Here is a 24,233-nt window from a genome sequence, read left to right as displayed (position 1 = left end):
CGAGGGGGAAACGTTCGGTATGAAGCGTGCATTCGGGGTGCTCGCGGCACTGCTGCTGCTCGGCGGGGTGGCGTATGCGCTGCTGAAGCCGTCCGACTCCGACCCGGCCGACGGGGCCGTCACGGTCACCGGCGTGATCGGGTCGGAGAAGCGTGCCTTCTTCCAGGATCCCGACGTGATCGCCGAGTTGGCCAAGCAGGGCCTCAAGGTGAACACCGAGACCACCGGTTCATGGCTGATGGGAGAGGTCAAGCTCAACACGATGGACTTCGCCTTCCCGGCCAGCATCTCGGCGGCCGAGGCACTCCGGAACCAGCTGACGATCAAGGACGCGCCGGTGCGCCCGTTCTACTCACCCCTGGTGATCCTGGCCCACGGGCCGGTGGCGGAGGTCCTGGCGCAGAACGGGCTGGCCAGCGTGGACCCGGCCACCAGGGTGTGGACGTTCAAGATGGACGCCTATCTCGACGCGGTCAAGGCCGGGCGCAAGTGGCAGGAGCTGAAGGGGGCGGACGCGCATCCGGAGCTCTCCGGCTCCGTCTACCTGACCACCACCGACCCCGCCTCGTCCTCCTCGGGGGCGCTGTACCTCGCGGTCCTCTCCTACCTTCAGAACAACCACCAGGTGGTGTCGGACCCGGCCGGGGTGGCCGCCACCAAGGACGTGCTGCGCACGGTGACCACCATGCAGGGCGACCAGAAGAGCAGCAGTGACGAGCCGTTCAAGGACTTCGTCTCCGGCTTCGGCAACCCGCTGGTGCTCGCCTACGAGTCCCAGGCGGCCGAGCTGGCCGTGAAGGAGACGCCGACGGGCGACATGGTGGTGCTGTACCCGGACACCACCGTCTCCTCCGACCACACCATCGTCGGGCGCACCGAGGGCGGGCGGAAGCTGGCCAACCTGCTGCGCGACAACGCCCGGCTGCGTGAGCTGGAGGCCCGGTACGGCTTCCGTCCGCAGGCCGACCCGGCCGCGTTCGCCACGGCGGTGAAGGGCAGGACGAACCCGACCTTCGCCCCCGATCTCGCGGCGGCGAAGCTGAAGCAGGCCCCGGTGCCGTCGTCCGAGGTGCTGACCATGCTGACCGACGCGGCCAAGGGGAAGTGAGGGTGAAGAGCCTGATGAAGCACAGGGGTTGGAAGGGTTCCGGGCAACTGCTCGCGGCGGGGCTGACGCTGCTGCTGGTGACGGCGTGCACGTCCGGCGGGGACGGCCCGCCGAGCCCCCGGCCGAGCGACCCGCCCGCGCCGACCGCGAAGGCGGGGGTGCTGCGGATCCTGGCCGGCAGTGAACTCCAGGACATGGCACCGGTGCTGGAGGAGGCGCGGAAGGCCACCGGGGTGACCGTCCAGTTCTCCTGGACCGGTTCGCTGGACGGTGCGGACACCGTCTCCTCCGGCCGGGCGGACGGCAAGTACGACGCGGTCTGGTTCCCGTCCAACCACTATCTGCGGCTCGACGACGGCGGGAGGTCCAAGCTGCTCTCCGAGACCCCGGTGATGGCCTCGCCGGTGGCGGTGGGCGTGCGCGCCTCGGTGCTGGGCGAGTTGGGCTGGGGCGACGGTTCGAAGGTCACCTGGGCGCAGCTCGGGGACGCGGCCTCGGCGGGCAAGTTGTCGTACGGGATGGCCGATCCGTCCCGTTCGAACTCGGGTTTCTCGGCGCTGGTGGCGGTGGCGTCGGCGTTCTCGGGCGCCGACTCCGCGCTCACCGAGGCGGATGTGCGGAAGGCGACGCCGTCGCTGAAGCAGTTCTTCACCGGGCAGAAGCTCACCTCCGGGTCCTCGGGCTGGCTGGCGCAGGCGTACGGCCGGGCGGAGCCGGGCCGGGTCGGGGCGCTGGTCAACTACGAGTCGGTGCTGCTGTCGTTGAACAAGTCGCTCGCCCCGGAGCAGCAGTTGACGGTGGTGCGGCCGCTGGACGGGGTGGTGTCGGCGGACTATCCGCTGTCGTTGCTGGGTTCGGCCGCGCAGAGTGAGCGGGATTCGTTCAAGCGGCTCACCTCGTATCTGCTGAAGGAGGACGTGCAGCGCCGGATCTCGGAGCTGACGCTGCGCCGTCCGGTGACGCCGGGTGCGGCGGCGGCGTCGTCGCTGCCCTCGGACCGGCGGCGTGAACTGCCGTTCCCGGGCAGCAAGGTGGTCGCGGACGGGCTGTTGGCCTCGTACCAGAACGAGCTGCGCCGCCCGTCCCGGACGGTGTACGTGCTGGACACCTCGGGTTCGATGGCGGGTGACCGGCTGGCCGCGCTGAAGGCGGCGCTGGGGCGGCTGACGGGGGCGGACGACACCCGGTCGGTGCGGCGGTTCCGGGACCGGGAGGAGGTCACGCTGATCTCGTTCGCGTCCAGGGTGAAGTACGCGAAGACGCACGCGGTGCCGGCGACGGGTACCCAGCCGGGCCCGCAGGCCGAGCTGGCGGCGATCAACGCGGATGTGCAGGCGCTGTCGGCGGACGGCGGGACGGCGGTCTACAGCTCGCTGGAGGAGGCGTACCGGGTGATCGAGCGGCAGCAGGCGGCGGCCGCGGACGACCGGTTCACGTCGATCGTGCTGATGACGGACGGGGAGAGCAACGAGGGCGCCACGGACGGCGACTTCAGGAAGTTCCATCAGGAGCTGTCCTCGGCGCAGAAGGCGGTGCCGGTGTTCCCGATCCTGTTCGGGGACGCGGCGAAGAGCCAGTTGCAGGGGATCGCGGATCAGACCGGCGGCAAGCTGTTCGACGGCACGGGTTCGCTGGACGGGGCGTTCGAGGAGATCCGTGGCTACCAGTAGCGGTGGCGGTTCGGGCGGCCGGCGGGTGCTGGGGTATCTGGAGTCCACCCGCAATCTGGTCGGCTGCGCGGCCGGTGCGGGCGGGCTGGGGCTGCACTTCGCCGGGCTGGGCGGTTCGTGGTGGCCGGGGGTGGTGGTCGCGCTGTACGGCGCGGGCGCGCTGCTGACGCCGGGGGGCCGCCGTGCCGAGGGCCTGGACGCGGGCCGGGGCGGGGTCGAGGAGTCGGCCGGTTCCGGTCCCCTGGAGCGGGTCGTCCCGCCGTCCTCCGTGCCCGCGCTGGCGGCGGAGGTGGACGCGCTGGCCGAGGCGCTGCGCGGGGTGCCGCTGCCGGACTCGGCGAAGCTCCCCGAGCTGCTGGAGCAGTTGCGGGCCGCGGCGCCGGGGCCGGAGGCGGAGCGGATCGTCCGGTACCGGCTGCCGGTGGCGGTGGACGGCTACCTCCGGGCCCGGACCTGGCAGCGCTGGACGCCGGGCGCTCCCGACCCGGGGGCGGAGCTGGACCGCGAGATCGAGCGGATGACGTCCGGGCTGGCCGGCTGAGCCGTCGGCCGGGCCGGTGCCTGGCTGTGCCGGCCCGTCGTGGGCCGTCCGGGTTGCCCGATCGGGCAGCGGGGACGGCCCACGACGGCGTCCGGAGGTCCCTGGCGGTGGGCGGGGGGCAGCGGGGAGGCTGTTGCCCGGCAGCGGCTCGGCCCGGAGCGCGCGGGCCGCGGCCGCTGACGAAGACGCACGCCCCTGTCTCCGAGAGAGCCCGCCCGTGACCCTCCCCCACTCCGGTACCGCCGTCCATTTCCAGCTGCAGATCGGCGGCATCGATCTGGGCGACTTCTCCACCTGCAGTGGCCTCGGCGCCCAGGTGGAGGTCGAGCAGCGTCAGGAGGACGGCAACGACTCCTTCGTCTGGCAGCAGCCGGCCCGGATCACGTACCCGAATGTGACGCTGTCGCGCGGGCTGACGCCGGACACGGCCAAGGTGGCGAGGTTCCTGGCCACCCTGTCGACCAGGGTGACCAGGGGAATGGCGCAGATCACCGCGCTGACGCCGGCCCTGGCCACCGGGCCGGTACTGGCGACGTGGGCGCTGCGCGAGGCGGTGCTGGTCCGCTGGACGGGCCCGTCCTTCGAGCCGGGGCGCTCCGGGGTCGCGACCGAGAGCATCGAGCTGGCCCACCACGGCTTCCTCTGAGCCCGTCGGCCCCGGCTGCCGACCACCGGGCCCGCCGCCCGCCCGGCCCGCTCACCCCTCCAGGGCCCCGGCCAGTTCGGCCCGCCGCCGCACCCCCAGCTTGCGGAAGCTGTTCGTCAGATGCGTCTCCACCGTGCGCACCGCCACATGCAGGATCCCGGCGATCTCCGCGTTGGAGTGCCCGGCCGCGGCCAGTCGGCAGATCCGCAGCTCGCTGTCGGTGAGCGCCTCCGTGCCGGCCTGCCCGCCCCGGGCGATCCGGGCGCCGGAGGCCCGCAGGAACTCCAGCGCGACCCCTCGCAGCCGCTGGGCGCCGAGCCGTTCGGCCCGGCCGGCGGCCTCCCGGAGGGTCCGGCGGGCGGCGCCGCGCCGGCCGCTCTCGCCGAGCAGCCGCCCGTGGGTGATCAGCGCGGGGATCAGCTCGGTCTCCACCTCGGCGCCGCGCAGGAGTCCGACCGACTCGGCGGCGAGGTCCAGCCCGTGCCGGCCGCCGGTGGCGGCGGCGAGGGCGCGCAGGGCCCGGCCGACGGTGCGCGGGGTGCCCCAGACCCGGGCGAGCCGCAGCTCCTCCTCGGCGAGGGCGACGGCCGGGCCGGGCTCGCCGAGCAGCGTGTGGCAGTCGGCGGCGGCGGAGCGCCAGGGGGTGACGATCGGGCTCCAGACCTGCCGCTCGTCCTGTCGGCGCCCGCACTCCAGGAGGTCGGCGAGCGCGTCGGCCGGGGCCCCGGAGGCGAGGTGGAGCAGGCCGCGGGCGTACAGGAACTCGTTCCACTCCCAGGAGCCGCACACCCGGTCCTCGCCGGCGGCGCGGGCGAGCCCGTGGGCCTGCCAGAGCCGCCCGGTCTCGGTGAGGGCGATGACGGCCTGCGCGACCAGGTGGGCGTTCTCCTTGCCGAACAGCCCGGCGCAGCGGACGGGGGCCGGCCCGGTGTCCGCCGGGTCGCCGTGCCACCAGGACGGCTCGCCGTCCGCGAGACCACCCGCGCGGCCACCCGCGTTGCCGCCCGGGTGACCGCCCCCGCCGCCCTGCCCCGCCGGTGGGACGGGGGCGGTGAGCGCGAACTCGTCCAGCAGGGCCTGGTATTCGCCGCGCATCACCAGCAGTTCGGCGTGGACGCTCAGCAGGCACTGGTAGCCGGGCTCCAGGGAGGACGACGGGTAGGCGGCCATGCCGCGCTCCACCAGCCGTTCCGCCTCGGGGAGCAGGTCCGCCCACTGGGCCAGGGTGGCGGCGGAGACCAGGACGTACGAGCGGCCGAGCGGGTCGAGCCGGCAGTCGGCCAGCTCCCGGACGCGCTCGGCCACCTCGGCGGCGGAGAGCACGCCGCTGGTCGAGTCGAACTCGGTGAGCAGCGCGTACGCGGGCGGGGCGAGGCGGTGCGGGGAGCGGACGGCGATCCGGCGCAGGCCCTCGACCACCTGGAGCCAGCTCTGGCCGTCGTGCGCGGCGATCAGCGCGGCGGCGCCCTGGACGGCGTGGACCAGGTCCTCGTGGCCCGCGAAGCGCTCGGCCAGCTCCTCCATCACCTCCAGCGCGGCGGGGGTGTCGCCGCGGGCGGCCAGCGCGGCCCCGAGCGTGTTGGCGGTGTGGAAGACCCCCTCGTCGGACTGCTGGAGGTGGACGGCCTCGGCGAGGTGCCGCACGCCCGCGGTGCGCTCGGCCCGGCCCAGGGTGACTTCCAGCCGGCCGAGTTCGGTGAGGACGAGGCCGCGCCGGCGCTCGCCCAGCGGCTCGGCGAGGACGCGGCGCAGCAGGGCGACGGCCTCGGCGGGGCGGTCGGCCCGCGCGGCCGAGCGGGCGGCGCGGCGCAGGGCGTCGACGGCCCAGCGGGGGGCCGGGGCCGGGGTGAACAGCAGGTGCCCGGCGACGAGTTCGTCGGGTTCGCCGTTGCGGTGGAGGAAGTCGGCGGCGGCGAGGTGGACCGTGGCGCGGTGGTCGGGGCCGCTGCCGGCGAGGACGGCGTGGGCGAGGAGCGGGTGCGCGAACCGGGGCCAGTGGCCGGGCCCGGGGGTGTCCAGCAGTCCCTGGGCGGTGAGTTCGGCCAGCCAGCCGGTGATCTGCTCGGGGTCGGTGCCGGCGAGTTCGGCGAGCATCGACGCGGGGTCGCAGTGGCCGGTCGCCGGTTGCCGCGGGGCCTGGGCGGCGGGGTGTTCCTGGAGCCGGGCGAGGGCCCGGGCGGCGGTGACGGCCCGGTCGCCGCCGCCGCGCAGCCACTCTTCGACGGCCTCGGGGAAGGCTCCGCCGGGCAGTCCGGCGCAGCTGGCGGGCAGCGCCGGGAGGCCGGGTCCGCCGGGGTGCTCGCCGAGGTCGTCGAGCAGGGCGCCGAGCAGCAGGGGGTTGCCGCCGGTGGCGCGGACGCAGTCGGCGGCGAGTCCGGGGGGTGCGGCGGGCCCGAGCCGGTGGCCGGCCAGCCGGACGGCGGCGGGTGTGCCGAGCGGTTCGAGCCGGCAGGTCTCGGCCAGTTCGGGGGACAGGCCGTGGCCGAACCGCGCGGGCACCGCGCCGAGGCCGCGCTGTCGGCGTTCGGTGACCAGCAGCAGGACGGGCAGGCGGTCGATCCGCCGGCCGACCTGGAGCAGCCAGCGCCGGGAGGGCTCGTCGGCGAACTGGATGTCGTCGATCGCCAGCAGCAGCGGGCTGTGCGCGGTGTGCAGGCGCAGCAGCGACCAGAGGGCGGCCTCGGTGTCCGGCCCCCGGGAGGCCGCCGCCGGGGCGGTCTGCGCCCGGTAGGGGTGGGGGCCGGTCTCGAACAGCTGGCGGGCGGCGGCGTGGGCGGTGGCCGATTCGTCGGCCGAGCAGCGGGCCCACAGGACGGTGCTGCCGCGGGCGGCCTCCTGGCGGGCGGCCTCGCCGAGCAGGGCGCTGCGGCCGGTGCCGGCGGCGCCGGTGAGCCGCAGGACGCTGCCGGTGCCGGCCCTGGCGCGTTCGGCGAGGTCGGCGATCAGCTGCAACTGTGCTTGGCGTTCGACAAGTTGACGGGTCGCGGGCGCGGACCGACCGGGCTGCCGCCCGCGCGTGCTGACGGTACTCATCTGCTGTTCCTTCCCCCGGGCCCGCGCCTGGGGTGACCGATCGGGCACTTATCGCTAAGACGCCGGGAAGCGGCTTGACGGTTCGTCAATGTGTCGGTTACGGGTGTGATTCTCGTCGCATCCCGGCCGCTCGTGAGCGTCGCCCGGTCGGCGGCGGCGGATCCGTTGGCTCCCCCTCCCCCGCCGGGGCCCGGAGCGCGGCCGTCCGTTCCGGCACCGGGGCCGGTCGGCCCGGTCCGTCCGGCGCGACGCCGCCGCCGCGGCGCCCGTCCCGCGGTCGGCGGCGGCCCGATCTCGTGGGGCACCACGATGGCCGGGGGGCGCCTGGGGCGGGGAGCATGGGGTCCTGACCGGGCGACCATCGAGCCCGGCCACATACCGCCGCACGGCCCACCACCTGTCGGATACATGCCACGCCCCCCAGTGCGGAGGCCCGACCACCCCGGTGGCGGGCCCGACTCTCCAGGAGGGGGCCAGATTGACTGTCCTGCACACCGGACACGACCCGCGCGGTACCACCCGGCGCACCGCCGCCGGGCCGGCCGCGTCCGGCAAACCACTCGCACCGGCTCCACTGCGCGAGACGGCACGCGTCGTCCCGCCGCAGCGCCCCGCACCCGCCCAGCACGCCACCGCGCACACCGCACCCCCGCGCGCCGGTGCCGGCACCGGCGCCCGGACCAGTGTCGCGGTCCACGCCGCCGATCCGATCTCGCGGGCCGGCGCCGAGGCCCAGCTGCGCCAGTGTCCCGGCCTGGAACTGGCCGAACAGGAGACGGCCGGCACTCCCGGCGCGGTCACCGTGGTGATCGCGGAGGCCGTCGACGCCACCACCACCGCCAGCCTGCGCCGCCTGGTCCGCGGCGACCAGCGGGTCGTCCTGGTGGTCGAGCGGATGCGCGAGGGGGAGCTGCTGGACGCCGTGGAGTGCGGGGTCGCGGCGATCCTCTGGCGCCGCGAGGCGACCGCCGCCCGGCTGGGCCAGGCGGTGCTCGCCGCGGCGCGCGGCGACGGCGACCTGCCGGCCGACCTGCTCGGCCGGCTGATCGCCCAGATGGGGCGGCTGCAGCGCAGCGTCCAGAAGCTGCCCGGCTACACCCCGCCGGGCCTGTCCGAACGCGAGTCCGACGTCCTGCGCCTGGTCGCCGAGGGGTGGGACACCGCGGAGATCGCGGCGAAGCTGTCGTACTCCGAACGCACGGTCAAGAACGTGCTGCACGGTCTGACCACCCGCCTCCACCTGCGCAACCGGGCGCACGCCGTGGCCCACGCCCTGCGCGAGGGCTACATCTAGGCCGCCGGACCGCCGACGCCCGGTACGGCCCCGTCCGCCCCCACTCCCCCATCGCCCCGCCGCGCCCTCCCCACGGGCCGGCGGGTGCCGCCGTCCCGGCCGGGACACCCCGTGCCCGCCCGTCTCGGCGTCACGAACGAGTCGCCAAGATCTCACTTGCCGGAAACGTCGGGGGGCTATCAATCCGGCAGGTCGCGCGGCACACTTCTACGCGCGTCCTTCTACGCGCGTCGCTGCGTCACACCCACCAGTTGACGGTCCATTCGCAGTCCCACCCGGGAGAGTCGTCCATGCCCCTGAACCGCCGTGACTTCGTCACCCGGTCCGCCGCCACCGCCGCCGGCGCCGCCCTGGCCGGCAGCGCCGGCCTCGCCGCCGTCTCCCCCGCCGCGGCCGCCGCGGCCGCCGGGCCGGACGACGCCCGCGCCAAGGGCAAGAGCCCCAAGAAGCAGGCCTTCACCGTCATGGGCACCACCGACCTGCACGGCCGGGTGCTCAACTGGGACTACTTCACCGACGCGGTCTACGCCGACAAGGCGCACAACGAGGTCGGCCTCGCCAAGATCTCCACGCTGGCCAAGCAGGTCCGCGAGGAGAAGGGCTGGGACCGCACCCTGCTGATCGACGCCGGCGACACCATCCAGGGCACCCAGCTGACGTACTACTACGCCCGGGTCGACCCGATCGCCACCGACGCCGACACCGCGCCCGAGCACCCGATGGCGCTCGCCATGAACACCATGGAGTACACCGCCGCCGCGCTCGGCAACCACGAGTTCAACTACGGCATCGACACCCTGCGCGCCTACGAGGAGCAGCTGGACTTCCCGCTGCTGGGCGCCAACGCGCTGCACGCCAAGAACGACAAGCCGGCCTTCCCGCCGTACGTGATCCGCAAGATCAAGCTGAGCGGCGGCCCGGCCGTCAAGGTCGGCATCCTGGGCCTGACCAACCCGGGCATCGCGATCTGGGACAAGGCGAACGTCTCCGGCAAGATGACCTTCCCGGGCATCGTGGAGACCGCCCGGATCTGGGTCCCCAAGCTGAAGGCGGCCGGCGCGGACGTCGTCGTGGTGGCCTGCCACTCGGGCATGGACGAGGCGACCTCGTACGGCGACCAGCTGCCCTGGGCCGAGAACGCCTCGGTCGCCCTGGCCGAGCAGGTCGCGGGCATCGACGCGGTGCTGGTCGGCCACGCGCACAAGGAGATCGCGCAGCGGCTGGTCGTCAACAAGGAGACCGGCAGGACCGTCGTGCTCTCCGAGCCGCTCTGCTGGGGCCAGCGGCTGACCTGCTTCGACTTCGAGATGGAGCTCGACAACGGCACCTGGAAGGTCGCCTCGCTCTCCTCCCGGGTGCTGAACTCCAACACCGTCCCGGAGGACCCGGAGATCGTCGACCTGATGACCGACCAGCACAAGAAGGTGGTCGAGTACGTCAACCAGGTCATCGGCACCGCGAAGACCGAGCTGTCGATCGCCGAGGCCCCGTTCAAGGACGTCCCGATCATCGACCTGATCGGCCGGGTCCAGGCCGACGTGGTGAAGGCCGCGCTGGCCGGCGGCCAGTACGCCAAGCTGCCGGTACTGGCCCAGGCCGCGCCGTTCAACCGCACCGCGGTCATCCCGGCCGGCCAGGTCAAGCTGCGCGACGCGGCCGGCCTCTACATCTACGAGAACACCCTGGAGGCCCGTGTCCTGACGGGCGCCCAGCTCAAGGACTACCTGGAGTTCTCAGCCCGGTACTACAACCAGCTCGCCCCGGGCGCGCCGGTCGACAAGGCCACCCTCACCAACGCGCAGAACACCCCGGACTACAACTACGACTCGGTGTACGGCCTGAGCTACGACATCGACATCGCCCAGCCGATCGGCTCGCGGATCGTCAACCTCTCCTTCGAGGGCAAGCCGATCGACCCGACCGCCCAGTTCGTGCTCGCGGTCAACAACTACCGGGCCAACGGCGGCGGCAACTTCCCGCACGTCGCGGCCGCGCAGAAGATCTGGGCGAACTCGGACGAGATCCGCAACGCGATGATCGCCTGGGTCAAGGCCAAGGGTGTCATCGACCCGGCCGACTTCGCCACCGAGTCCTGGCGCCTGGTCCGCGCCGGCCGGCCGGTGTTCTGAGTCCAGCCGTTCCGACGGGCAGCCCCGGGCCGTGCGGCCCGGGGCTGCCCGGTTTCCACGCCACCCGGCCCTCACCCGCCACCGGAACGGCGCTCACCCCGTGCGCGGGCCCGGCGGTGCGAGGATGACGGCATGACCGAGTTCCACGTCCCCGAACGGCATACCCAGCTCCTGGCGTACGCGCGGAGCCTGACCCCGCCGTCGGGATGGAAGATCGAGATGTCCGGTGACGAGATCATCATGATGGCCGGTCCATCGGTGATCCATCAGCGGAACCTGCTGATCGTCCGGGAGCAGTTCGACGCACACCGGCCCGCCGACCTGATGCCGAGCGAGAACACCGGCCTCGCGTCGCCGAACGTCGGCAAGCTCCGCAACCCGGACCTGACCTACATCCCGGTCTCGGTGGTCGAGTTCGGCGGCAACGACGTGCCGGCCGAGCTGGCCACGATCGCCGTCGAGATCGTCTCGCCGCCGAACCCGGAGAACGACCTGGTCGGCAAGGTTCGCAACTACCCGCTGACGCACATCCCGCTGTATCTGCTGATCGACCCGCGCGATGGCGTGCTCGTCCTCTACTCGGCCCCCTCCGGAGGCGTCTACCACCAGCGGTGGAGCGGCAGGTTCGGCGACCGGGTGCCGATCCCGGAGCCGTTCGCGTTCGACCTCGCCACCGACGCACTGATCCGCTACCCGGCCTGACCGCCGTACCCGCTCACCCGAAGCTGACCCGCTCCAGCCAGAAGTCGAGCAGGGCCGCGTCGCCGGCCACCTCGACGGCCCCGCCCCCGGCGGGGCGCCGCTTGTAGACCAGCAGCAGCAGGTCGGTCAGCGGAGCCCGCACGGTGACGGCGGCCGGCTCCCCGGAGCGGCGCCAGGCGAGGGCGTCGCCGGTGAGGTCCACCAGCCAGCCGGCCGCCGGCCCGGGCGGCAGATCGGTGGCCCGGAAGGCCAGGGTGCGGCCGGGGCCGAGCAGTTCGCGCATCCCGGGGCGGATCTCCAGGAGTACCGGCAGCGCACCGAGCTCCATCCACTCGTCAAGACCGTCCAGGGCCACCTCCCGGTCGACGGCGAACTCCGCGCCGAGGGCCAGGGTCGCGTCGGCCCGGTGGATGACGGTCTCGTGCAGGAACCGGCGCGCGTAGAAGGGCGCGCCGCCGCCCGGGACGGGCGACCACAACGCCGCCCCCGGGTCGGCGGCCCGCAGGGTGGCGGCGAGCCGCTCGGCGCCCTCGGCGAGCCAGGGGCCGAGTACGGCCGGGTCCTCGTCCGTGTAGGCGGAGAGGTCGCGGAGGTCGCCGTCGGGGACGGGCGCGGTGGCCCGGGTCCGCACGATCGTCTCGGCCCAGCGCTGGGCCCCGCCGAGGTGACGCAGCAGCTGGCCGACGTTCCAGTCGGGGCAGGAGGGGACCGGGACGGTGAGATCGGCGCCCTCGATCCGGGCCGCCAACAGCCCGGTCTGCGCGGCGATTTCGGAACAGAAGCGGTCATAGTCCAGAGAGCTCATGACGCCACGGTAGATCGAACAGCGGAAGCGCGACACCACCGGCGGCCCCGGCCGGGTCCGGAACGGCAACGGCCCGCCGCCCCAGGAGGGGTGACGGGCCCTTGGACGCCCCGGCGCACCGGTACGCAAGGCCGCTCGGAACGGGAAGCGGCTCAGAACGGGAAGCGGCTGCGCCCGTGCTGGACGGAGATCCACTTCACCGTGGTGAACGCGTCCACCGTCGACTCGCCGTTCAGCCGGCCCACGCCCGAGTTCTTCTCGCCGCCGAAGGGGACGACCGCCTCGTCGGCGATGGTGCCGTCGTTGACGTGGATCATGCCGGTCTCGATCCGCTTGGCCACCCGGACGCCACGCTCGACGTCCGCGGTGTGCACCGCGCCGCTGAGGCCGAACGGGGTGTCGTTGGCGAGCCGGACCGCCTCGTCCTCCCCGTCGAACGGGACCACCAGCACGACCGGGCCGAACAGTTCGCGCTGGAGGATCGGCGCGCCGGCCGGCAGGCCACCGAGCACGACCGGGTCCATCAGGCTGCCGCTGGTCCCGCCGCGCAGCAGCGCGGTGGCGCCGGAGGCGATCGCCTGGTCGACCTGGACGGTGAGGGAGTCGGCCTGGACGGGGTTGATCAGCGGGCCGATCTGGGTGGCCGGGTCCTTCGGGTCGCCGACCTTCAGCGAGGCGACCTTGCGGACGAACTTCTCGGTGAACTCGGCCTCGATGCCGCGGTCCACCAGCACCCGGTTGGCGGCCATGCAGACCTGGCCCTGGTGGGCGAAGCGGCTGAACACCGCCGCGTCCACCGCGTAGTCGACGTCGGCGTCGTCCAGCACGATCAGCGCGCTGTTCCCGCCGAGTTCCAGTACCGTCCGCTTGAAGTGCGAGGCGGCGACGGTGGCGACGTGCCGGCCCACCTTGTCGGAGCCGGTGAAGGAGATCACCTTGGGCACGGGGTGCTCGATGAAGGCGTCGCCGATCTCGGCGATGTCGGTGACCACGACGTTCAGCAGGCCGGCCGGCAGGCCCGCCTCCTCGAAGATCCTGGCGATCAGGGTGCCGCCGACCACCGGGGTCTCCTGGTGCGGCTTGAGCACCACGCCGTTGCCGAGGGCCAGGGCCGGGGCGACGGCCTTCAGCGACAGGAACAGCGGGAAGTTGAACGGGCTGATCACACCGACCACGCCGACCGGGAGGCGGTAGAGGCGGTTCTCCTTGCCGTCCACCGGCGAGGGCAGCAGCCGGCCCTCGGCGCGCAGTGACAGCTGCATCGACTCGCGCAGCATGTCCTTGGTGAGGGCGAGTTCGAACCCGGCCTTGAGCGCGGTGCCGCCCAGCTCGGCCATGATGGCCTCGGTGATCTCCTGCTCGCGCTCCTCGACGATGCGCAGCGCGCGCTCGAAGACCAGCCGGCGGGCGTAGGGGTTGGTGGCGGCCCACTCCTTCTGCGCCCGCTCGGCGGCCCGGTACGCCTGGTCGATCTCCTCGACGGTGGCGACGGTGATGGCGGCGATCTTGTCGCCGGTGAAGGGATCCACGTCGACGATGTCCCAGGATCCGCTGCCGGCCCGCCACTCGCCGTCGATGTACTGCAGCGCCAACTCGGAAAGGTACGACATCTGATCCCTCTCGTGCCGATTGGGGAAAACCCTACGATCAGATCTGATCGGCACTCATCGTACTGACGCTTTACAGTTCTTGGCGTACGGAGCGAAGAAGTTCCCGTGTCCGCTCGGGGGACAGGCCGTCGCCCAGCAGGCCGTTCATCGCGTCCGTGTACTCGGCCACCTCGGCGGGCTTGTCCAGATAGAGCGCGGTGGTGAACTGCTCCAGGTAGACCACGTCGGAGAGCTCCGGCTCGGCGAAGCTCAGCACCGAGAACGCGCCGCCCTCCGCGCGCAGGCCGCCGAAGCCCAGCGGCATCACCTGCAGCACCACGTGCGGCAGTTCGGTCAGCTCCAGCAGCCGGTCGATCTGCGCCCGCATCACCCCGGATCCGCCCCAGGGGCGGCGCAGCGCGGCCTCGTCCAGGACGGCCAGCAGCCGGGGCGCCCGCTCGGCGGTGAGCACCTCCTGGCGCTTGAGCCGGACCTCCACCCGCCGTTCGATCTCCTCGGCCTCGGTGACATGGCCGCCGACGGCGATCACCGCCCGCGCGTAGTCGGCGGTCTGCAGCAGGCCGTGGACGAACTGGACCTCGTAGCTGCGGATCTCGGCGGCGGCCTCCTCCAGTCCGACGTAGGTCTGGAACCAGCCCGGCAGGACGTCGCCGTACCCGTGCCACCAGGACGTCGCGTTGGCGTCCCGGACCAGCCCGAGGACGGAGGCCCGCTCCTGCTCGGCCTCGACGCCGTACAGGGTGAGCAGGTCGGCGACGTCGCGCTCCTTGAAGCCGACCCGGCCGAGCTCCATCCGGCTGATCTTCGACTCGGAGGCCCTGATCGAATAACCGGCCTCCTCCCGGCTGACACCCCGGGCCTCGCGCAGCCGGCGCAGCTGGGATCCCAGCAGCAGGCGCCGTACCGTGGCACCCCCGCCTGCCTGAGTCGTGCTCATCGCGTGAACCTCCGCACCTCGCGCAGCCCCCCGGCCGTCGGCGGCAGTCTGCCACCTGGCACCGACAAACAACAGCCCGTGAGCACAGGCGCTCACGGTGTGCTAATCATCAACCCCACCGCACCCCGGTGACCTGGCCCGCAGCACAGAACGGCGCCTGCCCTCCACTGGTCGGGGAGAGGGCAGGCGCCAGGGACCGCGTTGGCCCGGCGACGCTGACGGGAGAGCGGCTCATGTTGCCCGGCGATGCGGCGCCGGACGTTCAGGGGGTGTCAGACCACCAGGGGGCGGTCGGTCGGGCGGATCGGGGCGGGCAGCGGGGTCTTGCCGCCGAGGTACCGGTCCACCGCGGCCGCGGCCGAGCGGCCCTCCGCGATGGCCCAGACGATCAGCGACTGTCCGCGCCCTGCATCACCGCAAACGTACACGCCGTCCACGGTGGTGGCGAACTTGCCGTCCCGCGCGACGTTGCCACGGGCGTCCAGCTCGACGCCGAGCTGCTCGACCAGGCCGTTGCGGACGTCCGTGCCGGTGAAGCCCATGGCCAGGGTGACCAGCTGCGCCGGGATGGCCCGCTCGGTGCCGGGGACGGGCTCGAACCGGCCGTCCTTGAACTCGACCTCGACGAGGTGGAGCTCCTGGACGTTGCCGTCCTCGTCGCCGGTGAAGCGGGTGGTGTTCACGGCGTAGATCCGGTCACCGCCCTCCTCGTGCGCGGAGGTGACCTTGTAGGTCATCGGCATGGTCGGCCAGGGCTGGTGGCCGGGGCGCTCGTCGGCCGGCCGGGGCATGATCTCCAGCTGGGTGACGGAGGCCGCGCCCTGGCGCAGCGCGGTGCCGAGGCAGTCGGCGCCGGTGTCGCCGCCGCCGATGACGACGACGTGCTTGCCCTTGGCGCTGATCGGGGACTCGACGAAGTCGCCCTCCTGCACCTTGTTGGCCAGCGGCAGGTACTCCATGGCCTGGTGGATGCCCCTGAGCTCGCGCCCGGGCACCGGCAGGTCGCGGGCGGTGGTCGCACCCGCCGCGACCACGACGGCGTCGAAGCGCTCGCGCAGCTGCTGGCCGGTGATGTCCTCGCCGACGTGGACACCGGTGCGGAACCGGGTGCCCTCCGCGCGCATCTGCTCGACGCGGCGGTTGATGTGGCGCTTCTCCATCTTGAACTCGGGGATGCCGTAGCGCAGCAGGCCGCCGATGCGGTCGGCGCGCTCGTACACCACCACGGTGTGCCCGGCCCGGGTGAGCTGCTGGGCGGCGGCGAGTCCGGCCGGGCCCGAGCCCACCACGGCGACGGTCTTGCCGGAGAGCCGCTCGGGGATCTGCGCGGCGACGCCGCCCCGGTCCCAGGCCTTGTCGATGATGGTGACCTCGACGTTCTTGATGGTCACCGCGTCCTGGTTGATGCCGAGGACGCACGCGGACTCACAGGGCGCGGGGCAGAGCCGCCCGGTGAACTCCGGGAAGTTGTTGGTCGCGTGCAGGCGCTCGATGGCGCCGGACCAGTCGTCCCGGTAGGCGAGGTCGTTCCACTCGGGGATGAGGTTCCCGAGCGGGCAGCCGTTGTGGCAGAACGGGATGCCGCAGTCCATGCAGCGGCCGGCCTGCTTGGTGACGATCGGCAGGAGGCTGCGCTCGACGTAGACCTCGTTCCAGTCCCGCAGACGCACGTCCACGGGCCGGCGCTCGGCCAGCTGCTTGCCGGTGGTCAGGAAGCCCTTGGGGTCAGCCACGTGCCGCCTCCATCATCTTGCGAGTGGTCTCGGACTCGGAGAGTCCATCGCGCTCAGCGGCGTCCTTGGCGGCGAGCACAGCCTTGTAGTCGGTCGGCATGATCGTGGAGAAGCGGGAGACCCCGCTGCCCCAGTCGGCCAGGAGCTCGGCGGCCACGGTGGAGCCGGTCTCCTCGTAGTGCTGCTGCACGGTCGCGCGCAGCCAGTCGCGGTCGTCGGCGCTCGGGGCCTCGATGCCCACCATGCCGTCGTTGACGTTCGCGGGGCGCAGGTCCAGCACGTAGGCGACACCGCCGGACATGCCCGCCGCGAGGTTGCGTCCGGTCTCGCCGAGGATGACGACCCGGCCGCCGGTCATGTACTCCAGGCCGTGGTCGCCCACGCCCTCGACGACCAGGGTGGCACCGGAGTTGCGGACGGCGAAGCGCTCGCCGGCCTTGCCGCGCAGGTGGATCCGGCCGCTGGTGGCGCCGTAGCCGATGGTGTTGCCGGCGATGACGTGGTTCTGGGCGTCGTTGCCGATGGCGGCGGCGTCGCGGGCCGGGCGGACGATCACCACACCGCCGGAGAGGCCCTTGCCGACGTAGTCGTTGGCGTCGCCCTCCAGGCGCAGGGTGATGCCGCTCGGCACGAAGGCGCCGAAGGACTGCCCGGCCGAGCCGGTGAAGGTGACGTCGATGGTCCCCTCCGGCAGGCCCTCGCCGCGGTACCGCTTGGTCACCTCGTGGCCGAGCATGGTGCCGACGGTGCGGTTGACGTTGCGGATCGGCAGCTGGATGCGGACGGCGTCGCCGTTCTCCAGCGCGTCCTGGGCGAGCACGATCAGCTGGTTGTCGAGGGCCTTGTCGAGCGCGTGGTCCTGCGTGGTGGTGCGGTGCAGGGCCGCGCCCTCGGGCAGCTCGGGGACGTGGAAGAGCGGGGCCAGGTCGAGCCCGGCGGCCTTCCAGTGGTCGATCGCGGACTCGGCGTTGATGTGCTCGGCGTGGCCGACGGCCTCCTCGATCGTGCGGAAGCCCAGCCCGGCGAGGATCTCGCGGACCTCCTCGGCGATGAACTCGAAGAAGTTGACCACGAACTCGGGCTTGCCGGAGAAGCGTTCGCGCAGCACCGGGTTCTGGGTGGCGACGCCGACCGGGCAGGTGTCGAGGTGGCAGACGCGCATCATGATGCAGCCGGAGACGACCAGCGGCGCGGTGGCGAAGCCGAACTCCTCGGCGCCGAGCAGCGCGGCGATGACCACGTCACGGCCGGTCTTCAGCTGGCCGTCGGTCTGCACCACGATGCGGTCGCGCAGGCCGTTGAGCAGCAGGGTCTGCTGGGTCTCGGCGAGGCCGAGCTCCCAGGGGCCGCCGGCGTGCTTGAGCGAGGTGAGCGGCGAGGCGCCGGTGCCGCCGTCGTGGCCGGAGACCAGCACCACGTCCGCGTGCGCCTTGGAGACGCCCGCCGCGACCGTGCCGACGCCGACCTCGGAGACCAGCTTCACGTGGACGCGGGCCGCCGGGTTGGCGTTCTTGAGGTCGTGGATCAGCTGGGCCAGATCCTCGATGGAGTAGATGTCGTGGTGCGGCGGCGGGGAGATCAGGCCGACGCCCGGGGTGGAGTGCCTGGTCCTGGCGACCCACGGGTAGACCTTGTGGCCGGGCAGCTGGCCGCCCTCGCCGGGCTTGGCGCCCTGGGCCATCTTGATCTGGATGTCGTCCGCGTTGACCAGGTACTCGGAGGTGACGCCGAACCGGCCGGAGGCGACCTGCTTGATCGCCGAGCGGCGCTCCGGGTCGTACAGGCGGTCCGGGTCCTCGCCGCCCTCACCGGTGTTGGACTTGCCGCCGAGGCGGTTCATCGCGATGGCGAGGGTCTCGTGCGCCTCACGGGAGATGGAGCCGTACGACATGGCGCCGGTGGAGAAGCGCTTGACGATCTCGGAGACCGGCTCGACCTCCTCGACCGGGACGGGGGTGCGGCCGAGGGCGTCCAGCCGGAACAGGCCGCGCAGCGTCATCAGACGCTCGGACTGCTCGTTCACCCGGTCCGTGTACTGCTTGAAGATGTCGTACCGGCGGTTGCGGGTGGAGTGCTGGAGCCGGAAGACGGTGTCCGGGTCGAACAGGTGCGGCTCGCCCTCGCGGCGCCACTGGTACTCGCCGCCGATGTCCAGCGCGCGGTGCGCGGCGGGGATGCCGGAGGCCGGGTAGGCCTTGGCGTGCCGGGCGGCGGTCTCCTTGGCGATCTCGTCCAGGCCGATGCCGCCGAGCTTGGTGGTGGTGCCGGCGAAGTAGGCGCGGACCAGCTGCTCGGAGAGGCCGATCGCCTCGAAGACCTGCGCGCCGCGGTAGGAGGCGACGGTGGAGATGCCCATCTTGGACATGACCTTGAGCACGCCCTTGCCCAGCGCCTTGATCAGGTTCCGGATGGCCTTCTCGGGCTCGATGCCGGTCAGGAAGGTCCCCTGGGCGACCAGGTCCTCGACGGACTCCATGGCCAGGTACGGGTTGACCGCGCCGGCGCCGTAGCCGATCAGCAGGGCGACGTGGTGGACCTCGCGGACGTCGCCGGCCTCGACCAGCAGCGACACCTGGGTGCGCTGCTTGGTGCGGATCAGGTGGTGGTGGATCGCCGAGGTGAGCAGCAGCGAGGGGATCGGGGCGTGCTCGGCGTCGGAGTGCCGGTCGGAGAGGACGACGATCCGGGCGCCCTCGGCGATCGCCGCGTCGGCCTCGGCGGCGATCCCGGCCAGGCGGGCGGCCAGTCCCTCGCCGCCGGTGGCGACCTTGTAGAGGCCGGAGAGCGTGACGGCCTTGAGGCCGGGCTGGTCGCCGTCGGCGTTGACGTGGACGAGCTTGGCCAGCTCGTCGTTGTCGATCACCGGGAAGGTGATGCCGACCGAGCGACAGGAGGCGGCCTCGGCGGCCAGCAGGTTGCCCTCCGGGCCGAGGTTGCTCAGCAGCGAGGTGACGAGCTCCTCGCGGATGGCGTCCAGCGGCGGGTTGGTGACCTGCGCGAAGAGCTGCACGAAGTAGTCGAAGAGCAGTCGCGGCTTCTCGGAGAGCGCGGCGATCGGGCTGTCGGTGCCCATCGAGCCGAGCGCCTCGCCGCCGGTCTTCGCCATCGGGGCGAGGATGACCCGCAGCTCCTCCTCGGTGTAGCCGAAGGTCTGCTGACGGCGCGTCACCGAGGCGTGGGTGTGGGCGATGTGCTCGCGCTCGGGGAGCTTGGCGAGCTGGATCTGGCCGGCCGCGACCCACTCCGCGTAGGGGTGCTCGGAGGCCAGCGCGGACTTGAGCTCCTCGTCCTCGACGATGCGGTGCTCCGCGGTGTCGACGAGGAACATCCTGCCGGGCTGGAGCCGGCCCTTCCTGACGACCTTCTCCTGCTCGATGTCGAGGACGCCGACCTCGGAGGAGAGGACGACCAGGCCGTCCTCGGTGATCCAGTAGCGGGCCGGACGCAGGCCGTTGCGGTCCAGGACGGCGCCGATCTGGGTGCCGTCGGTGAAGGTGACGCAGGCCGGGCCGTCCCAGGGCTCCATCAGGTTGGAGTGGTACTGGTAGAACGCGCGGCGGGCCGGGTCCATGGTGGCGTGGTTCTCCCACGCCTCCGGGATCATCATCAGCACCGAGTGCGGCAGCGAGCGGCCGCCGAGGTGGAGCAGCTCCAGGACCTCGTCGAAGGAGGCCGAGTCGGAGTGGTCCGGGGTGCAGACCGGGAAGATCCGCTCCAGGCCCCGCCCGTCGGCGGAGGCCGGGATGAGGTCGGTGGCGAGCTGGGACTCGCGGGCGGTCATCCAGTTCCGGTTGCCCTTGACCGTGTTGATCTCGCCGTTGTGCGCGACGAAGCGGTACGGGTGGGCGAGCGGCCAGCTCGGGAAGGTGTTGGTGGAGAAGCGCGAGTGCACCAGGCCGAGCGCGGAGGCGTAGAGCCGGTCCGACAGGTCGGGGAAGAAGGGCTCCAGCTGGCCGGTGGTCAGCATGCCCTTGTAGACGATGGTGCGGGCGGAGAGCGACGGGAAGTAGACGCCCGCTTCGCGCTCGGCGCGCTTGCGGACGACGAAGGCGACCCGGTCCAGCTCGATGCCGGCCTTCTCCGGGTGCGACAGGAAGACCTGGCGGAAGCGCGGCATCACGCTGCGGGCGGTCGTGCCCAGCAGGTCCGGGGTGACCGGGACGTCGCGCCAGCCGAGGACGGTCAGGCCCTCCTCGGCGGCGATCGCGTCGATCCGGGCGACGGCGGCCGCGTCGGCCTCGTCGGCGTCCGGGAGGAAGGCGATGCCGACGGCGTAGGAGCCGGCCGCGGGCAGCTCGAAGGGGACCTTGGCGCGCAGGAAGGCGTCCGGGATCTGGGTGAGGATGCCCGCGCCGTCACCGGAGTCCGGCTCGGCGCCGGTGGCACCGCGGTGCTCCAGGTTGCGCAGGACGGTCAGCGCCTGCTCGACGATCTTGTGATCGGCGATGCCGGTCAGCGTGGCGACGAAGCCGACGCCACAGGCGTCGTGCTCGTTCCGCGGGTCGTACAGGCCCTGAGCAGCAGGTCGCGCATCCGGAACGAGCGCGTACGGCGGGCGGACCGCGCCGGCCTGGGGCTCGTTGGCGGAGTGCATGGATGCAGACAGCATCGGCTCTCCCGTCGTCGTCTTGAGCAATGAGCTTGGGCAATAGGGACGACGTTGGCCCTCTGCGAGTTGGTGCAGATTACATGATGCCGAAGATCCCGGGGAGTGGGACATCACGTCCATATAGCGGACATGACCCCAGGTCAGAGGCTATTACCTGCTAGTAGTCCGGGTGGCGGGAGACAGCTGTCCGGCCACGCGCTCCCTCAAGTGTGCCCCCACCCCCGGGGACCGAAACAGGGGCGAAATCCCCCGTCGGCACGACCGCCCCTAGAGCGCCTTCGATTCGATCCCCCGAAACCGGCCCGGCGATGGAAACCCTCGAAAGGGCGGGCTCGCGACCCACGACCAAAAAAGCGGGCCGTCCGACCCGTGTGCGGAACGTCACGCAGTACACGGCATAACCATGCAGTCACCGCGCGCCGGTCCCGCACCCCTCCGCGCCCCCGCCGGCCCGTCCACCACCTCCACCGCCCCCGGCCCCCGCCTCCGGCCCGCCGACCCGCCGCCCGCCGGCCTCAGCCGACGTGCCCGCCGATCAGCCAGCCCAGCAGATACGTCACCCCGGCCGCCGCACCGCCCAGCACCAGCTGCCGCAGCCCGCTGTACCACCAGTTGCGCGCCGTCACCCGGGCCACCACCGCACCGCAGGCGAACAGGCCGACCACCGCGATCAGCAGCGCCGGCAGCAGCAAGGTCGCGCCCAGCAGGTACGGCAGCAGCGGCAGCAGCGCGCCGACCGCGAAGCAGACGAACGAGGAACCGGCCGCCACCCACGGCGAGGGCAGGTCGTTGGGGTCTATGCCCAGCTCCTCCCGGGCGTGGATCTCCAGCGTCTGGTCCGGATCGGCGGAGAGCTGCCGCGCCACCTCGTGCGCCAGCGCCGGCTCCACCCCGCGGGCCACGTACAGCTGTGCCAGCTCGGCCAGCTCGCCGTGCGGGTTGCGGTGCAGCTCCAGCCGCTCGGCCTCGATCTCGGCCTGCACCAGCTCGCGCTGCGAGGCCACCGAGGTGTACTCCCCCGCGGCCATCGAGCAGGCGCCGGCCGCCAGGCCCGCGAGGCCGGTCAGCACCACCGTGCCGCTGGAGACCGCACCGCCGACCACACCGGTCATCAGCGCGAAATTGGAGACCAGCCCGTCCATCGCGCCGAACACGGCGGGCCGCAGCCAGCCGCCGTTCACATCGCGGTGGTGCCCCGCAGCAGGGATGCGGGGGTGGTTCCCGGCCTCGGGCTCAAGGGTGGTCGCACTCACTTTTTCGGGCCTCCGTTCGATCGTCTGACCTGAACGTAGCCCGCCCGACCTGGGCATTTCCAGCAAAGTAAGGCTGTCCGAACAGCGCTCCGGCCGCCCTGCGCACGCGGTGCGGGGGCGGCCGGAGAGAGAAGAGGTCGCAGGTCAGGTGAGGTTCTTGGCGTCCTTGCCGGCCTTGTCGGCGGCCGCACCGGCGGGCGCCGCGTCCACCTTTTCGTCCGAGGACCGGGACGGCTTGCCCGCCGCGGCCTTCGCCTTCGAGTCCTCGACGGCCGCGACGGAGGCGGCGGGAGTGCCCGCGCCCTCGGCGTCGTTCGCGGCCGGATCGATACTCGCCGGGTCCTCCCGGCCGGGCCGCTTCCGGCCGACGATCACGAGGTAGGCGACGGCGCCCAGGAAGACCGCGATCGCGGTCCAGTCGTTGATCCGCAGACCCAGGACGTGGTGGGCTTCGTCGATCCGCAGGTACTCGGTCCAGAACCGGCCCGCCGTGTACGCGGCCGCGTACAGCGCGAAGGCCCGGCCGTGCCCGAGGGTGAACCGGCGGTCCGCCCAGATCACCAGCAGCGCGACTCCCACGCACCAGAGCGACTCGTACAGGAAGGTCGGGTGGTAGATGCCCTTGACCACCTCGCCGCCGGGCAGGGTCTTGTCGATCTCCAGCCCCCACGGCAGCGTGGTCTCCCGGCCGTACAGCTCCTGGTTGAACCAGTTGCCCCAGCGGCCGAACGCCTGGGCGAGCGCGATACCGGGCGCGATGGCGTCGGCGTACGCGGGCAGCGGCACGCCCCGGCGGCGGGCGCCGATCCAGGCACCGACCGCGCCGAGCGCGACGGCACCCCAGATACCGAGGCCGCCCTCCCAGATCTTGAAGGCGTTCCAGGGGTTCTTGCCGTCACCGAAGTAGAGCTGGTGATCGGTGATCACGTGGTACAGCCGACCGCCGACCAGGCCGAACGGCACGGCCCAGACGGCGATGTCGCCGACCGTGTGCTTGGCACCGCCCCGGGCGACCCAGCGCTTGCTGCCGAGCCAGACGGCCACGACGACACCGAGGATGATGCAGAAGGCGTAGGCGCGCAGCGGGATCGGTCCGAGGTACAGGACGCCCCGCGACGGGCTGGGAATGTAGGCGATATCCATGGCAGCTCCGACGCTACAGGGTCGACGGCCCGCGCCGGGCACCCCCGGGGTCACAGATGCCGAACAACGGGGTGCGGAAGGCGCCGCCCCCTCCGGACGGGAAGGGGACGACGGTGGCCGACGAGCGGGGCGGGTGCCTCAGCCGGCGTTCGGCGACGGGTTGTTGGCCTCCGAGGCGGTACTGCTCGGCGCCGGGGACTGCCCGTGCGATCCGGGTGTCCCCAGCTGCTTGCCCTGGTTGGCGGCGTCCACCCACTTCACCAGGTTCTCCGGGGTGATCTCCTCGTTGCCGTTCTTCGGGTAGATCGGCTGGCCGTTGAGCAGCACCGTCGGCGTGGACTTGTAGCTGGACTTGTCGAAGTCCTGCTGCACGGCGGAGACCCAGCCGCCGAACTTGTTCTCGTTGACGCAGGCCTCGAAGGCCGGCGTGTCCAGGCCGTTGACCTGCTTGGCCAGGTTGATCAGGGTGGCCTTGTTGCCGAAGGCGTCGTTGGTCTCTTCCGGCTGGTTGCGGTAGAGCACGTCGTGGAAGTCGCGGTAGTGCCCGGCGTCCTGGGCGCAGGCCAGCGCGTTGGCGCCGTACTTGGAGCCCTTGCCCGACACGGCCCGGTCGATGAACGAGACGACGTGGGCGTTGGTGTAGATCTTGCCCTGGTCCTCGAGCTGGTCGATGGTGGGGGCGAGCTCGCGCTCGAAGATGCCGCAGGCGGGGCAGCGCGGGTCCTCGTAGACGGTGAGGACGGACGGGGCGTCGGCCGCGCCGACCGGGATGACCAGGTTCTTGTCGCCGATCGTGCCGGCCGGGGCGGCGGTCGGGGTCTCCGGCTTGGAGCGCTCGTTCTGTACGACCACGCCGGTGACCACGGCGGCGGCGATCACCGCCAGGACCACCCCGCCGATCACCAGCTTCTTCTTCTTCCTGGTGCGGGCCTCGTCGGCCACCCGCTCCGCCTGCATCCGCTCGCGGGCGGTGCGCTTGCCTTCTCGGTTCTTCTCGCTCATTGCCTTGGGTCCAGGGTC

16 protein-coding genes are annotated in these 24,233 nt (G+C 72.5%); 7 read left to right on the top strand and 9 right to left on the bottom strand.

All coding sequences use genetic code 11. The features are described from left to right. Positions 1-19 precede the first annotated feature (19 nt). The 4 genes from ACIQIB_RS33620 to ACIQIB_RS33605 all read left to right on the top strand — a co-directional run bounded on the left by ACIQIB_RS33620 (position 20) and on the right by ACIQIB_RS33605 (position 3,965). The gene (locus ACIQIB_RS33620; protein WP_400762658.1) at positions 20-1,108 is read left to right on the top strand and encodes a hypothetical protein; all 1,089 of its coding nucleotides are present in this window, start codon (positions 20-22) and stop codon (positions 1,106-1,108) included. 14 nt (positions 1,109-1,122) lie between these two features. Then, positions 1,123-2,778, top strand: a complete 1,656-nt coding sequence (locus tag ACIQIB_RS33615; protein ID WP_400762656.1) for a VWA domain-containing protein — start codon at positions 1,123-1,125, stop codon at positions 2,776-2,778. Then, positions 2,765-3,319, top strand: coding sequence for a hypothetical protein (locus tag ACIQIB_RS33610; protein ID WP_400762654.1), 555 nt, complete (start codon positions 2,765-2,767; stop codon positions 3,317-3,319). Before ACIQIB_RS33615 ends, ACIQIB_RS33610 begins: the two co-directional genes overlap by 14 nt. A gap of 217 nt (positions 3,320-3,536) precedes the next feature. Next, complete coding sequence (locus ACIQIB_RS33605; RefSeq protein ID WP_363607369.1) at positions 3,537-3,965, top strand: phage tail protein; 429 nt, start codon at positions 3,537-3,539, stop codon at positions 3,963-3,965. A 51-nt stretch (positions 3,966-4,016) separates the two neighbouring features. On the opposite strand, the gene ACIQIB_RS33600 is transcribed toward ACIQIB_RS33605, so the two are convergent. Next, complete coding sequence (locus tag ACIQIB_RS33600; RefSeq protein WP_400762652.1) at positions 4,017-6,998, bottom strand: AAA family ATPase; 2,982 nt, start codon at positions 6,996-6,998, stop codon at positions 4,017-4,019. Positions 6,999-7,572: 574 nt separating this feature from the next. On the opposite strand from ACIQIB_RS33600, the gene ACIQIB_RS33595 reads away from it, so the two are divergent. The 3 genes from ACIQIB_RS33595 to ACIQIB_RS33585 all read left to right on the top strand — a co-directional run bounded on the left by ACIQIB_RS33595 (position 7,573) and on the right by ACIQIB_RS33585 (position 11,123). Then, positions 7,573-8,292 carry a LuxR C-terminal-related transcriptional regulator gene (locus ACIQIB_RS33595; RefSeq protein ID WP_400762683.1) on the top strand — a complete coding sequence of 240 codons (720 nt, stop codon included), beginning with the start codon at positions 7,573-7,575 and terminating at the stop codon, positions 8,290-8,292. A 290-nt stretch (positions 8,293-8,582) separates the two neighbouring features. Then, positions 8,583-10,421: a bifunctional metallophosphatase/5'-nucleotidase gene (locus ACIQIB_RS33590; RefSeq protein ID WP_400762651.1), complete on the top strand. Its 1,839-nt coding sequence runs from the start codon at positions 8,583-8,585 to the stop codon at positions 10,419-10,421. 132 nt (positions 10,422-10,553) lie between these two features. Beyond that, complete coding sequence (locus ACIQIB_RS33585) at positions 10,554-11,123, top strand: Uma2 family endonuclease (RefSeq protein WP_400762649.1); 570 nt, start codon at positions 10,554-10,556, stop codon at positions 11,121-11,123. 13 nt (positions 11,124-11,136) lie between these two features. Here the strand turns inward: ACIQIB_RS33585 and ACIQIB_RS33580 are convergent, their stop codons facing one another. The 8 genes from ACIQIB_RS33580 to ACIQIB_RS33545 form a co-directional block, all read right to left on the bottom strand. Then, positions 11,137-11,928 carry a maleylpyruvate isomerase family mycothiol-dependent enzyme gene (locus ACIQIB_RS33580; protein ID WP_363607364.1) on the bottom strand — a complete coding sequence of 264 codons (792 nt, stop codon included), beginning with the start codon at positions 11,926-11,928 and terminating at the stop codon, positions 11,137-11,139. Between the two features lie 152 nt (positions 11,929-12,080). Beyond that, a complete protein-coding gene (locus tag ACIQIB_RS33575; RefSeq protein ID WP_400762648.1) occupies positions 12,081-13,538 on the bottom strand; it encodes an aldehyde dehydrogenase family protein in 1,458 nt (485 codons plus the stop codon). A 70-nt stretch (positions 13,539-13,608) separates the two neighbouring features. Continuing rightward, entirely contained in the window at positions 13,609-14,475 is an 867-nt protein-coding gene (locus ACIQIB_RS33570; protein WP_363607362.1) for a helix-turn-helix transcriptional regulator, read from the bottom strand. A gap of 272 nt (positions 14,476-14,747) precedes the next feature. Beyond that, a complete protein-coding gene (locus ACIQIB_RS33565) occupies positions 14,748-16,208 on the bottom strand; it encodes a glutamate synthase subunit beta (protein WP_400762646.1) in 1,461 nt (486 codons plus the stop codon). Beyond that, positions 16,201-20,802, bottom strand: a complete 4,602-nt coding sequence (gene gltB / locus ACIQIB_RS33560; RefSeq protein WP_363607387.1) for a glutamate synthase large subunit — start codon at positions 20,800-20,802, stop codon at positions 16,201-16,203. Before gltB ends, ACIQIB_RS33565 begins: the two co-directional genes overlap by 8 nt. A gap of 530 nt (positions 20,803-21,332) precedes the next feature. Beyond that, a complete protein-coding gene (locus tag ACIQIB_RS33555; RefSeq protein WP_400762644.1) occupies positions 21,333-22,070 on the bottom strand; it encodes a VIT1/CCC1 transporter family protein in 738 nt (245 codons plus the stop codon). 144 nt (positions 22,071-22,214) lie between these two features. Next, on the bottom strand, positions 22,215-23,213 hold the full coding sequence (gene lgt, locus ACIQIB_RS33550; protein ID WP_400762643.1) for a prolipoprotein diacylglyceryl transferase: 999 nt from the start codon (positions 23,211-23,213) through the stop codon (positions 22,215-22,217). A 138-nt stretch (positions 23,214-23,351) separates the two neighbouring features. Beyond that, complete coding sequence (locus ACIQIB_RS33545; RefSeq protein WP_363607358.1) at positions 23,352-24,215, bottom strand: thioredoxin domain-containing protein; 864 nt, start codon at positions 24,213-24,215, stop codon at positions 23,352-23,354. Between the last annotated feature and the right edge of the window lie 18 nt (positions 24,216-24,233).

It is taken from the genome of Kitasatospora sp. NPDC092286 (assembly GCF_044755565.1).
Taxonomy (GTDB): domain Bacteria; phylum Actinomycetota; class Actinomycetes; order Streptomycetales; family Streptomycetaceae; genus Kitasatospora.
Note: the sequence above shows the minus strand (reverse complement) of the source record. Positions and strands in the feature narration are given on the sequence as shown.

What these genes read in the sequence shown, in the direction of transcription:
- ACIQIB_RS33620 (WP_400762658.1), top strand. Translation starts at nt 20, where the DNA reads ATGAAGCGTGCATTCGGGGTGCTCGCGGCACTGCTGCTGCTCGGCGGG.
- ACIQIB_RS33615 (WP_400762656.1), top strand. Translation starts at nt 1,123, where the DNA reads ATGAAGCACAGGGGTTGGAAGGGTTCCGGGCAACTGCTCGCGGCGGGG.
- ACIQIB_RS33600 (WP_400762652.1), bottom strand. Translation starts at nt 6,998, where the DNA reads ATGAGTACCGTCAGCACGCGCGGGCGGCAGCCCGGTCGGTCCGCGCCC.
- ACIQIB_RS33590 (WP_400762651.1), top strand. Translation starts at nt 8,583, where the DNA reads ATGCCCCTGAACCGCCGTGACTTCGTCACCCGGTCCGCCGCCACCGCC.
- ACIQIB_RS33585 (WP_400762649.1), top strand. Translation starts at nt 10,554, where the DNA reads ATGACCGAGTTCCACGTCCCCGAACGGCATACCCAGCTCCTGGCGTAC.
- ACIQIB_RS33580 (WP_363607364.1), bottom strand. Translation starts at nt 11,928, where the DNA reads ATGAGCTCTCTGGACTATGACCGCTTCTGTTCCGAAATCGCCGCGCAG.
- ACIQIB_RS33575 (WP_400762648.1), bottom strand. Translation starts at nt 13,538, where the DNA reads ATGTCGTACCTTTCCGAGTTGGCGCTGCAGTACATCGACGGCGAGTGG.
- ACIQIB_RS33570 (WP_363607362.1), bottom strand. Translation starts at nt 14,475, where the DNA reads ATGAGCACGACTCAGGCAGGCGGGGGTGCCACGGTACGGCGCCTGCTG.
- gltB (WP_363607387.1), bottom strand. Translation starts at nt 20,802, where the DNA reads ATGCACTCCGCCAACGAGCCCCAGGCCGGCGCGGTCCGCCCGCCGTAC.
- lgt (WP_400762643.1), bottom strand. Translation starts at nt 23,213, where the DNA reads ATGGATATCGCCTACATTCCCAGCCCGTCGCGGGGCGTCCTGTACCTC.
- ACIQIB_RS33545 (WP_363607358.1), bottom strand. Translation starts at nt 24,215, where the DNA reads ATGAGCGAGAAGAACCGAGAAGGCAAGCGCACCGCCCGCGAGCGGATG.